The 13768-nt window shown below is 58.9% G+C and carries 2 protein-coding genes; both read right to left on the bottom strand.

Features of this window, described 5'->3' with window-relative positions:
* Positions 1–1481: condensation domain-containing protein (locus ADS46_RS10400; protein ID WP_234346809.1), on the bottom strand; the 1481-nt coding region annotated here is incomplete at its 3' end.
* Position 1482: 1 nt separating this feature from the next.
* Positions 1483–13737: a non-ribosomal peptide synthetase gene (locus tag ADS46_RS10395; protein WP_066319732.1), complete on the bottom strand. Its 12255-nt coding sequence runs from the start codon at positions 13735–13737 to the stop codon at positions 1483–1485.
* Positions 13738–13768 lie beyond the last annotated feature (31 nt).

Below are 13768 nucleotides of genomic sequence, written 5' to 3'. Positions count from 1 at the left end.
AGCTGACGCCGTTCGTCATCGGCCAACAGCACGACATCGTCCAGCGCCTGCTCCGGCGACTCGACCAGGGCTTCCAACAACCTCACATAGCGACTCGCCAGACGCTCGATGGTGGCCGTTTCGAAGAGCTCCGCCGCATAGGTGAAAGTAGCCTCCACACCGCCGTCTTCTCTTTCCATGGTGTCCAGCGTCAATTCAAATAGCGTTACTCGGGCACCCAGCGAATATTCTTCCACCTCCAGTGCCGGGAGCTGTCGTAGGCCACCGCTGTCATGGCGCTGATGATTGAACATCACCTGGAAAAGAGGATGGTGATCAAGGTGACGCTCGGGCTGCAGACGCTCCACCAGCTGCTCGAACGGCAGATCCTGATAGTCCTGGGCCTCGACAGCAGCATGCTTGGCCCGCTCCAGCACCTCGCCCAGGGTGGCGCGTCCCTCCACTCGGTTGCGCAGCACCTGGGTATTGACGAAGAACCCCACGACCCCCGCCGTCTCTGCCCTATGACGATTGGCGATGGGCACCCCGACACGGATATCTTCTTGGTTGGTGTAGCGGTACAGCAGGGCTTGGAAGCCAGCCAGCAGGATCATGAACAGCGTTGCACCCTGTTCTTGCATCATGTTTCGCAGCCCTTGAACCAGTGACTCCGGCAACGACACCGCGTGACGTGCCGCCCGGTTACTTCCCTGTCGGCGCCTGCCATAGTCCGTCGGAAGTTGCAGCACCGGATGCTCGTTGCCCAGTACTGTCTGCCAGTAGGCCAGTTGACGCTCCTTCTCTCCCGCCTCCATCCAGTAACGCTGCCACAGCGCATAGTCTGCATACTGGATTGGCAGGGCCGCAGCGTGTCGAGACTCTCCCATGACCCGGGCGCGGTATTCTGCGGTGAACTCATCGACGATCAACCGTACCGACCAGCCATCGGACACGATATGGTGCATCACCACCACCAGGAGGTGCTCATCCTTGGCCATGCACAACAGCCCCACGCGCAGCAGTGGGCCACACCGCAGGTCGAACGGCATGTCACACAGCCGGGACGCCGCCTCTTTCGCGGCGGCTTCTCGCTCACCTTCTGCCACCCCGCTCAGGTCCAGTTCCTGGAAAGCAAAGTCACTCTCTGACCGCACGACCTGAACCACCCCACCGGGCCCATCGTCACGAAAGATCGTGCGCAATGCCTCGTGGCGTGACACCAGGGCTTTGAAGCTGTCATGCAGCGCTGTCCGGTCTAGCGCTCCCTTCAGCCTCATCGCGCCAGTGATGTGATACCCACCACTGTCGGGGTCCAGGTGCCAGAGGAACCACTGTCGCCATTGGGCATAGGAAAGTGCGCAGTGCTCCCGTTCCGACCTTGGAACAATCGGCAATTGGGCAAAGTCGATATTTTGCTGTCTCAAGGTTTCAAGAAAGGCGCTTCGCTTGTCCCATGTCAGCTGCGAGAAACGCTCGGCAATCGCTCTTTTGTTTAATTCCATATCAGCTCTCCAGACCATCCAATAGCGCCGCCATTTTCTCGAGCTGTGCGCCTTGCTCCTCTTTTGTGTCATCCAGCCGCGCCCGGATGACCTCGCTCATCAAGACAAGATCGGTATGGTCAAAATGAGTTCTCAGCGGGAGCTTCATATCGAAGCGCTCCTCGATACCAGCCTGCACCTTCAACACAGCCAACGAATGGCCGCCAAGCTCGAAGAAGTTGTCGTGACGCCCGACCCGCTCAACGCCCAGCACGTCGCCCCAGATATCCGCCAGCGCTTCTTCCACTGCGCCCTGAGGCGGCTCGTATTGCGAACCGCTGGCGACTTCCGGCTCGGGTAACGCCTTGCGGTCCACCTTTCCGTTGGGGTTCAGCGGCAACGCTTCCAGCGTCACAACCACTCCCGGCACCATGTAATCCGGCAGGCGCTCGCCAAGCGCTTCGCGCAGGGTCGTCGTGCCGAAATCGGTATTGGCCTGGGGAACGACATACGCCACCAGCCGCACGCCGCTGGGGCCTTCCTGGGCCACGACCAGCGCCTCGCGAACGGACGGCTGGGCCAGTAACTCGGCGTCGATCTCCCCTAGTTCGATACGCAGGCCACGAATCTTCACCTGGTGATCAAGGCGGCCCAGGTACTCGAGCTGCCCATCCTCCCGCCAACGCACCAGATCGCCCGTACGGTAGAGGCGTTCGCCCTTCGCAAATGGGTCGGCGACAAAACGTTCTGAGGTAAGGTCTGGGCGGTGTAAGTAGCCTCGCGCCAAGCCCACGCCACCGAGATAGAGTTCACCTGCGACTCCGGGCGGCGTCTGGTTAAGATCGCCATCCAACACATAGGTACGGATACCGACGATCGGTTGGCCGATCGCCACCTGGTTGCGCCCATCGTCTTGACAGGCCCAGTGAGTGACATCAATGGCCGCTTCGGTGGGGCCATAGAGGTTGTAGAGCGCTGTGTGAGGCAGCCGAGCAAACACTTGGTTCTGCAGTTCAGCCGGTAGCGCCTCACCACTGCACACTAAGCGTGTCAGGCTGGTGCAGGCTTCTACCTCGCCATGGGCCATGAAGGCCTGCAGCATTGAAGGTACGAAGTGCAGCGTGGTGATGTTGTGGGTATGAATCAGCTCAACCAGTTGTACTGGTTCGCGATGAGCTCCTGGCGGCGCCATCACTAGCCGGGCGCCCTGCATCAGCGGCCAGAAGAACTCCCATACAGACACATCAAAGCTGAAGGGCGTTTTCTGCAGCACCGCATCGTCGGCCGTTAGGCCATAGGCCTCCTGCATCCACTGTAGGCGGTTGGTCAACGCGTGATGGCGATTGGCTGCGCCCTTGGGCCGTCCAGTGGAGCCCGAGGTGTAGATCACATAAGCAAGATTTTCGCCGTGCAGGGCCACGTTCGGATTGGTCGGCGCGTGGTGAGTAACATCCAATCGATCCAGCTCAATGACGCTCAACCCATCAGCCACCGGCAACGTATCGCCTAGATGCTGCTGGGTAAGCAGCAACTCGATACCGCTGTCCTCGACCATATAGGCCAGCCGCTCAGCGGGGTAATCCGGATCCAACGGCACGTAGGCGCCGCCCGCTTTGAGGATGCCCAATAGTCCCGCTACCATCTCGATGGATCGCTCCATGGCGATGCCCACTCGGGTTTCGGGTTTTACGCCTAGTCCAATCAGGTAGTGAGCCAACTGGTTGGCGCGGGTATTGAGTTCGGCGTAGCTGAGTGACTGATCTTCGAAGACTACGGCCGTAAACTCAGGTGTTATCTCGACACGGTTTTCGATCAGATGGTGGATCGGGTCGGTCTTGGTATAGCGCTCACCATTGACGCTCCACCCCTCGATTTGCTGCCGCTCCTTAGCACTTAACCAATCGATCTCCCCAACTCGTTGAGTAGCCGAATCGCTCAGTTGCTCAAGCGCTCTAATAAGATGCTGGATCAACATCGAGGTAGTGAAATCGTCTAGCTGAGATCGTGAATAGCTGCAGCGAAGTTCCAATGCTTCCTTATGGAAGACGACCAGCGTTATGGGGTAATTGGTTTGCTCGCGGTTGGCCACCTCGCCGAACACCAATTCGCCCGGCAGGTTCTGATCCAATGCTTCATCCACAGGATAGTTCTCGAATACCAACAAACTATCGAACAGTGATTGACCACCCTGCCCCGCCCAGCGCTGGATGTCATAGAGCGGCGTATGCTCATGCTCGCGACTCGCCAAGTTTTGTTCCTGCAACTGGCGCAACCACTCATCGACACGCAGTGAGGGATTCAGTGAGACAATGACCGGCAAGGTATTGATGAAGGGACCAATCAACTGCTCTGCCGCTGATAGCTCCGCAGGTCGCCCGGCTACGGTCGCTCCAAAACAGATGCTATCTTGCCCTGTATAACGGGCCAGCAGCAGCGCCCAGGCACCTTGCATTAAGGTGTTGAGCGTTACCCGCGCCGTTTTGGCGAAATTCTCCAACTGCTGAGTCGTCTTGCTATCTAGCGACAAGGATATCTCGTTGTATCCAGCTTGCGCTTCATGGGGTCTAGGCATAGCACTGACGAGATGCGTGGGCGCATCAAGATGCTGCAGTTGGTCACACCAGTAAGCTTCACTGGCATCAGCGTCACGGCGCTGAAGCCATTCAATGTAATCACGATAGCGTCCTTCTACAGATGGCAGGGATTCACCGGCGTAGCAGCGCAGAACCTCACCCATCAGTTGCGAGGTACTCCAGCCATCCAGCAGAAGATGGTGACGCGTCCAGATAAAGCAGTGCCGGTTATCGGCGACTTTCACCAGCGCCAAGCGCATCAGCGGCGGCAACGTAAGATCGAATGGTGCCCGCTGCTCCTCGGCCAGCCTCTCAATGGCCGCGGATAGATCCTCTCGTGCGCGCCAATCCGATTCGAACCACGGTAGCTCAATACCTCGCGCTACCCATTGAAGAGGTATTCCAGCATCCTCTACAAAGCCGCTGCGCAATATTTCGTGGCGCTCCAGAACCTGATGCCAGGCGGCCTTGAAGCGTTCGACATCCAGGTTGCTAATCTCCACCTGCAACTGGTTGAGATAAGCCACATCTTGGTCATCATAGAGGCTGTGGAACAGCATGCCCTGTTGCAACGGCGATAGCGGATAGATATCCGCCAGTTGATCGGCGGCAACAGGCAAATCATCCAACTGCGCCTGACTCAGTCTAGCCAACGGGAAGTCCGAAGGTGTTGTGCCACGAACGCCACTAGCACAGTGCTCAATTAATGCCTCTAGTTGCGCTTGGAAGCTTGCTTGCAAGGCATTTATCGCCGCCTCGCTGTGAATCCCACGACTGTAATTCCAGTCGAAGCGCAGTTGGCCATCTTGAACCCAGGCCACCACCTCAATCCAGGTACGGCGCTTGCTTTGCGGCGCGCGAGTCTGCCCTGCATTCTCTTTGGCGAGCCGCCAGGCCCCATCGCCCTGTAGGGAGCGATCCAACTGGCCTAGATAATTGAAGGTGACCTGGGGGTAGGCACCATCGACCAGCGCGGGCTCTTCATTCAAATAGCGCAGCACGCCGTAGCCAAGCCCCTTGTCAGGCACTTGGCGGAGTTGCTCTTTGATGGCTTTTAGGCTCGTAGCAGGCTCCGCATTACCCGGCGTCAGGCGAACCGGGTAGAGCGAGGTGAACCAGCCCACGCTGCGACTGAGATCGACACCGTCGAACAGGTCTTCGCGACCATGGCCTTCCAGCTCGATCAATACACTATCTCGCTCCGCCCACTGGCACAGGGCGCTCGACAGCGCCGTGAGAAGCAGATCGTCCATCTGGGTACGGTAGGCTTTATGCACCGGCCCCAGCAGTTGCGTGGTTGCCTCAGTAGACAAGCTGCCGGCAAATGAGGCGGTATCGGCAACGGTGTTGCTGCCCCGGGGATTCTGTGCCGGTAGGCTAGGCTCTGGCGCTTTAACTAGGTCTTCCCAATAAGGGCGTTGCTCAGCCAACGCCTGCGATTTGGCGTAGTCGGCCAGGGCACTCGCCCACTCAGCTAACGAGGTGGTGGCCGGTGGCAGGTCGGCTGCCTTTCCTGCACTTAACTGCGTGTAGGCCGTTTGCAGGTCATCAAGAATCACGCGCCACGAGACGCCGTCTACCACCAGGTGATGAGCCACTAGCAGTAGGCGCCCACCGTACTCGCCCCCCAGCTCCATCCAGATGGCCCGGAACGGTCGCGTCAAACTCAGGCTGCGCTGCGCAGCATCGGCTGCCTGGGTGATGGCCTGCTCAGGATTCGCTTGGTCACTCAGATCCAGGTGCTCGAAGAGGTCATCGGCTAGCTTGCCATAGGCTTGTTGCCAGCTATCGCCAACGCGCTCAAAGCGCAGCCGCAAGGCGCTATGGTGATCTACCACTGCCTCAATGGCGCGTCGTAGCAGCGCGGCATCTACACCACTGGCCGCTTCCAGCATCAACGACTGATTCCAGTGGTTTGGCTCGGCGAAGTTCTGCTCGAAGAACCAGCGCTGCACCGGCAACAGTGCAAAGGAAGCAACCTTATCAGGCGCAGCCACTTGTTTAGGTGCGGCCGCCGCCAGGGGCGTGGCCATCGCTGCCACGGCGGCCACGGTCTGCCCTTCCATCAACTGCTTGGGCGCTATCTTGTAGCCACGCTTGCGCGAGCGCGCAACGATCTGCAGGCTGAGGATGGAGTCACCACCCAGCTCAAAGAAGTTGTCGTTACGCCCCACCTGCTCGCAGCCGATCACGTCAGCCCAGACCGCTGCCAACGCCTCCTCTGCTTCTCCCTGGGGCGCTTCGAAGGCTTTACCACCATCGGCTTGCACTGGCTCTGGCAACGCCTTGCGATCCAGCTTGCCATTGGCGGTTAGTGGTAAGGCATCCAGCCGTACCAGGGCGCTGGGCACCATATAGTCCGGTACGCGCTCGCCAAGCTGCTCTAGTAACTCGGCGTCATCGACGTCGCTCCCGGCTGCCATCACCACGTAGGCATACAGTTGCGCGCGGCCTTCATTGTCATCCCTTGCGACGACTTCTGCTTCCGAGACCCCAGGGTGGTCGCGCAACAGGGCAGCAATCTCACTCGGCTCCACCCGATAACCGCGAATCTTGACCTGATCATCCACACGGCCAAGGAACTCCAGGCTACCGTCGGCAAGTTGGCGCACCCGGTCACCGCTGCGATAGAGCCGCTCCCCCGAATGGAAGGGGCTGGCAACGAAACATTCCGCCGTTTGCCCCAGCCGGTGCAGATACCCTTGCGCCAACCCTGGCCCGCCTAGGTAGAGCTCACCGGCAACACCCTTCGGCACCGGATTAAACCAAGGATCGAGCACATAGGCCCGAGCATTGGCCAGAGGTGTGCCGATCGGCAGTGTGCTGGCAGCTCGATCGGCCATTTCGGCTTGCTGGGTGAGAATACCTACCGTGGTTTCCGTAGGCCCGTAGTGATTGAGTACACGGCAGGTTGGCTTGAGCTCGTCGAGACGCTCCAGTAGCGCCCAGTCGGTCGCTTCGCCGCCCAGAATCAGGCGCTCATGCGGAAGCACGTCAGCCGGGTTTGCAGCACTCAGCAGTGCACGCAGATGGCTGGGCACTATCTTGAGCACATCCACCTGCTGTTCCCGCATATAAACCGCAAAGGCATCCGGGTCGAAAGCGCACTCGGGGGAAATGAGCTGCAAGGTGCGGCCGGTGCACAAGGCACCAAACAGCACCGTATGTCCCAGATCCGCCGCTACCGTCGACACCATCGCCATGTTGCGGGCACCCTCTGGTAGCGTCAGCGCCTCCAGCACGCCCTGCACGTAATTGGCCAGCGCACCGTGACTTACCGCTACGCCCTTGGGCTTACCCGTGGAGCCAGAGGTATAGATCACATAGGCCGTCTGCTGGGGATGGATAACGGGTGGTTCGTGCTCTACTGCAACTGGAATATCATCGGCAAACGCCAGTTCCATTACCGGAATGTCATCGCTCCAGTCGCAAGCCATACTGCTCAGCATTAAGCGAGCGCCACTGTCAGCCAGTTGATAGGCCAAGCGCTCCGCTGGCAGTTGCGGATCAAGCGGCACGAAAGCCCCGCCCGCTTTGAGTACGGCGAGAATGCCAAGTACGTATTCGCATGAACGCTCGGCGTGAATGGCAACAGGCACCTCGGAACCAACGCCGCATGCGACAAGTGCCTGCATCAGACGCTGAGCACGGGAGTCCAGTTCGGCATAGGTCAAGCGGCTCGCGTCGTCGCTCACCGCCAAATCGTTCGACGATTCACGAACCATCCGCTGCCAAAGGGAAAGCACGGTCGTTTCCTGCCACGAACGGCTCACCACCGGCAAGCCGAGGCCCGCTTCGTTTGAATAGAAGTCACACAAGCGGCATTCTAGAGTACCAACTCCCCACTGAAATTCACTCAGGAATGATTCAAAGCGATATGCCAGCAGGCGAACTGTTTCTTCACTCAACGACTCGGGATCGTACAAGTAATCCAGGCCAATTCCGCTGCCGAGTTTGACGCGAAGTGTCAGGGGATAGTGATTTCCGCTATCGCTGTGAATCGACGAAAACGCCAGTTGTCGCTTGTCCGACTCGAGCAGGATCTCGTCCACCGGGAAGTTCTCGAATACCATGATATTGTCGAACAACCCCTGGCTACCATTACCGGACCAGCGCTGAATTTCATAAAGCGGTGTATGTTCGTGTTCCCTAGACGCCAGATTTCCGGCCTGCAACTCACGCAACCAGTCGCCCAATCGCATGTCCGGCTTCAGTGACGTGATGACCGGCAGGGTATTGATGAACAGTCCCAATATTTCATCGGCACCTTCCAGGTCCGCGGGCCGTCCCGCTACCGTGGAGCCAAACGTGACGGTATGTTGGCCAGTAAAGCGATTCAACAGCAGAGCCCAGGCAGCCTGCAGCAAGGTATTGAGCGTCACGCGCTCGTGACGCGCTACTTCTCGCAGCCGGTCGACATGAAGGCCATCGAGTTCGCTGCGATATATCCCAGGCTCGGTTGTCGAGTCGGTGGAAACGGGCAAGGCATCGACCAGGCGGGTCGGTTCCTCTACCTGTTCAAGACGTTCGCGCCAGAACGCTTCACTGGCCGCGCTGTCGCGCTCCATCAACCACTTGATGTAATCGCGATAGCGGCCCGCTCGCGCGGGCAAGGGAGAACCTTCATAATGCCGAATGACTTCTCCCAGCAATTGAGCGCCACTCCAGCCATCCAGCAACAAGTGATGACTGGTCCAGATCAAGTGGTGGCGCACCTCGTCAACCCTCACCAACGCCACACGCATCAGCGGTGGCTTGGATAGATCCATGGCACGATGTTGCTCGCGAGCCAAGTCATCGAGCGTCGCCGCCTGGTTGTCTCGTCCCCGCCAATCTTCCCCCAACCAGGGTAGCTCGACCTGTCTGGCGACCCACTGCAGCGGCGTGTCGTCCTGACTCAGGAAACCGCTGCGCAGGATGTCGTGACGTGCCACCACCGTCTCCCAGGCCGCCTTGAAGCGAGCGGGATCCAGGCCATCGATATCCACCCGCAACTGGTTGAGGTAGGCGCTGCCATGCACGTCGTACAAGCTATGGAACAGCATGCCCTGCTGCATCGGTGACAGCGGGTAGAGATCGACCAGGTTGTCGAACTTGAGTGGCAGGAGGTCCAAGTGTTGCTGGCTGATGGTCGCCAACGGGAAATCCGAAGGCGTCGCCCCATGCACGCCACCGCTACAGTGATCGACCAGCGCCTCCAGCTCCCGTTGGAAGCGATCGGCCAGGGCCTGCACGGAGGCATGACAATAGCGCGCTTTGCTGAAACGTACGCTCAGCGTGAGTCGGTCGGCATAGACCTGGCCGTTGATCGCCAACTCGTGCTGCTGCGGGGCGTCGCCATCGAAGCAGGCACCGGCACTTTCCCGGGCTGGGGTCCCAAGCGCCGAGTCGTCGAAGCTGGCGTCGAATTGCCCCAAATAGTTGAACACCACCCGAGCCTTGGGCAGGGCATGCAGTGCTTGCTGCTGCCAGGTACTGCCCAGATGCTTGAAGACTCCGTAGCCAAGCCCCTTGTGCGGGGTCTCACGCAAGCCCTCCTTGACGCGCTTCAATGCCTCTCCCAACTCACCATGCGGCGCCAGCGCCACAGGGAACAGGCTGGTGAACCAGCCTACGCTGCGTGACAGGTCGACTCCCTCGAACAGATCCTCGCGACCATGACCTTCCAGGTCGATCAGCATCCGTTCGTGACCGCTCCAATCGCACAACGCCCTGCCCAGGGCCGTCAGCAGGATATCGTTGACCTGGGTGCGGTAGGCCTTCGGTGCCGCCTTGAGCAGCGCCTCGGTATGCTCTTCATCCAACTGCAACTGGATACTGGTTTGCCAGGCGTTGGTATTCTCGCCATGCGGTTCGTCACAGGGTAGCTCGACGGGCAAGCCGGCCAGGCTCTGCCAATGATCCAGTTCAGCGCCATGGGTCTCGGCATAGCCTTGCAAGACCCTCGCCCAATCCAGCAGGCTGCTGCTCTTTTCCGCCAGCTCGATGGTTTGCCCAGTCCGTGCCTGAGAATAGGCCGTCTGCAGATCGTCGAGCAGGATGCGCCACGAGACCCCGTCCACCACCAGGTGATGAATGGCCAGCCAAAGTCGCCAGCTCCCGTCGGCCACCTCGATGGCCAGCGCTCGCAGCAGCGGCCCCTCGGCCAGGTCCAAGCTGCGCTGGGCGTTTTCGCACAGGGCCTCGATCTCTTCGGCATCGCTGGCCTGGCACGCCCACAGTAGTTCCTGTTCCTGGATATCCGCCACTACCGCATAACGCTGCCGCCAGGCACCATCGACATCCTGCCAGTAACGCAGCCGCAGGCTGTCATGATGTCGGACGAGCGCATCCAGCGCCTGCGACAGTGCCGTCGTGTCGAGAGCCTCTCGACTGTGCAGTAGTACCGCCTGGTTCCAGTGATGACGCGCTGGCATCGCCTGGGCAAAGAAGTCGGCCTGGATCGGCAGCAAAGGCACTTCGCCTTCGGCACTGCCGAAGCTCGACGCCGATGTCTCACTCGTCGCCTCAGCCACCGCGGCCAATTCGGCCACGCTCTGGCGCTCGAACAGTTGCCGAGGCGTGATCCGCCAGCCGACCTGGAGAAGACGCGAGACGATCTGCAGGCTGAGAATCGAGTCGCCGCCCAGCTCGAAGAAGTTATCGTGACGCCCGACCCGCTCGATTCCCAACACCCGAGACCAGATCGCCGCCAGCGCCGCTTCCACTTCGCCCTGCGGCGGCTCGTGGGCGTCGCCGCCAGTGAGTTCCGGTTCGGGCAGCGCCTTGCGGTCCGCCTTGCCGTTGGGGTTCAGCGGCAACGCGTCCAGCGCCACCATCACCCCCGGCACCATGTAGTCCGGCAGGCGCTGACCCAGTCGCTCGCGCAGCGCGGGGGGGGCGAGCACGGTGCCTTCCCGTGGCACCACGTAGGCCACCAGCCGCGCGCCACCGGGCCCTTCTTGGGCGACAACCACCGCCTCGCGAGTCTCCGGCTGGGCGAGCAGTTCGGCTTCGATCTCACCTAGCTCGATACGCAGGCCACGGATTTTCACCTGATGATCAAGGCGGCCCAGATACTCGAGCTGGCCATCCTCCCGCCAGCGCACCAGGTCACCGGTGCGGTATAAGCGCTCGCCCTGCGCAAATGGATTAGCGACAAAACGTTCTGCGGTAAGGTCAGGGCGGTGTAGGTAGCCCCGAGCTAAGCCCACGCCACCCAGATAAAGTTCACCCGCGACCCCGGGCGACGCCAAGTTAAGATCGCCATCCAATACGAAGGTATGGATACCAGCGATCGGTTGGCCGATAGCTACGTGGTTGCGCCCGTCGTCTTGGCAAGTCCAGTGGGTAACATCAATGGCCGCTTCAGTGGGGCCGTAGAGGTTGTAGAGTGCTGTGTGAGGCAGGCGGGCAAATACCTGATTCTGCAGCTCCGCAGGCAGCGCTTCACCGCTGCATACCAAGCGTGTCAGGCTGGTGCAGGCTTCTACCTCGCCATGGGCCAGGAAGGCCTGCAGCATTGAAGGTACAAAGTGCAGCGTGGTTATATTGTGGGTACGGATTAGCTCGACCAGTTGGACTGGCTCGCGGTGAACACCTGGTGGCGCCATCACCAGTTGGGCGCCCTGCATCAGCGGCCAGAAGAACTCCCATACCGAGACGTCAAAGCTGAACGGGGTTTTCTGTAGCACCGCATCGTCGGCCGTTAACCCATAGGCCTCCTGCATCCACTGTAGGCGATTAGTCAGTGCATGGTGACGGTTGGCCGCTCCTTTGGGTCGCCCGGTGGAACCCGAGGTGTAAATCACATAGGCGAGATGTTCACCGTGCAGTGCCACCTGTGGGTTGGTTGACGCATGATGCGTGACGTCCAACTGATCCAGCTCGATAACACTTAAGCCATCGGCCAGAGGCAGAGCATCAACCAGATGTCGCTGAGTGAGTAACAGTTCGATGCCGCTGTCTTCGACCATATAGGCCAGCCGGTCGGCGGGGTAATCCGGATCCAGTGGCACATAGGCGCCGCCCGCTTTGAGGATACCCAGCAGCCCCACCACCATCTCGATGGAGCGTTCAACAGCAATGCCCACCCGCGTCTCAGGTTTTACGCCTAGGTCGATAAGGTAGTGGGCCAACTGGTTGGCTCGGGTATTGAGTTCAGTGTAGTTGAGCGACTGCTCTTCAAATACTAGTGCCGTAGCCTCTGGGGTTGCCGCAGCTTGGCGCTCTATCACGTGATGGATGGGCTCGATCGGATTATCGGTTGCTTCGCGGCTTCCCCAATCGCGTAACAATGCTTTTTCTGCATTGTCAGGTAGCTCAATAGAGGAAAGCTGTGTTTCTGGCTTCTCTAATAAGATCCCAAGTACTTTCTGATAGTAACCAATCAGTCGATGGATGGTTTTGTCATCGAAAAGATCCGAATTGAACTCTAGAGCACCAACCACTTGTTCCTGTTCGATGAAAACATCCAGCGACAGCTCAAACTTTGCACTCGTCTGAGGAAGATCAATCAGTTCGACAGACACATCATCTAGCTGAAGCTGGTCCTCATCAGATTTGAACTGGAGACCGAACATAACCTGAAACAGCGGCTGTCGAACGAGATCGCGCTTTTCTTTTCGATGTTCGAGCAAGACTTCCAACGGCATATCAGCATAGTTGAGCGATCCCACTGCATCCTTTTTGACCTGCTGACATACGTCACGCAGCGTCATGGCTGGATTCACGCGTACTCGAAAAGGCAGTGTCGTGATGAAAAAGCCAACGACCTCCTGAAACTCCTCTTGCTGGCGGCCTGACGACGGAACGCCAATCGCGAAGTCTTGCTGTCCACAGTAGCGGGCCAAGACTACTTGCCAGGCCGCGAAGAGTGGCACGAAAGGAGTAAAGCGCTCTTGTTGGCAAAAGGCTTTTAGGGAACTGGCGAGGCTGTTATCCAACACGAAACGCTTTGTGGCTCCCCGAAATTCTTGCTGCTTGGGATAGACACGATCCGTGGTGATTTCCAGCGGCGGGACATCATCCCCTAGGTGTTCATTCCAATACTTAAGTTCCTTGTCAATATCGCCCGCTGCTACTCTCTTGTGTTGCTGCAGAACGTAGTCACCATACTGTACGGGCAAGCTTGGAAGCTGCGCATCTCCGTTTTGGCCCAACGCCTGACGATAGGCTTCACTCAGATCGGATTCGATGATGCGGTTAGACCAGGCATCTGAAATGATGTGATGAAGGCAGACAACCAGAACGTGTCGGCGCTCTTCTATCTTTATCAACCGAGCCACTAGCAACGGTGGCTCACCAAGATCGAAGACATGCTCCGCGACTTTCTCGATCGACCGCGCCAGCCTTTCGTCCTGCTCTGTTGCAGCCAGCTCAGAGAGATCCTGTCTATGCATAGTAAAAGAGACGCCGGGGAGTACGATCTGCTGCGGTACGCCGTTGCACTCAAAGAATCGTGTTCTAAATACGCTATGGCGTTGAATCAGTGCTTGAAAGGCACGCTCTAGCGCCCCTGCGTCCACGTTTCCGGTAAGTTGGTAAGCGCGCGGCTGGTTGTAGGCGGTAAGATCCGGCGAATAACGATGCAGGAACCAAAGCTGCTGCTGAGAGTAAGACAATGGCAATACAGCATCTTCACGAACTGCTTCAGACACTCCTTCTTGCCCTTCCCTGCCATTACCAGGTGCTGCCACATCTTGTGGATGAGCCAATTCCTTCATCGCTAAATCCTCTTCCTGTACCGCGTTACAA

This window comes from Halomonas sp. G11, assembly GCF_001663515.1.
Lineage (GTDB): Bacteria > Pseudomonadota > Gammaproteobacteria > Pseudomonadales > Halomonadaceae > Vreelandella.
Note: the sequence above shows the minus strand (reverse complement) of the source record. Positions and strands in the feature narration are given on the sequence as shown.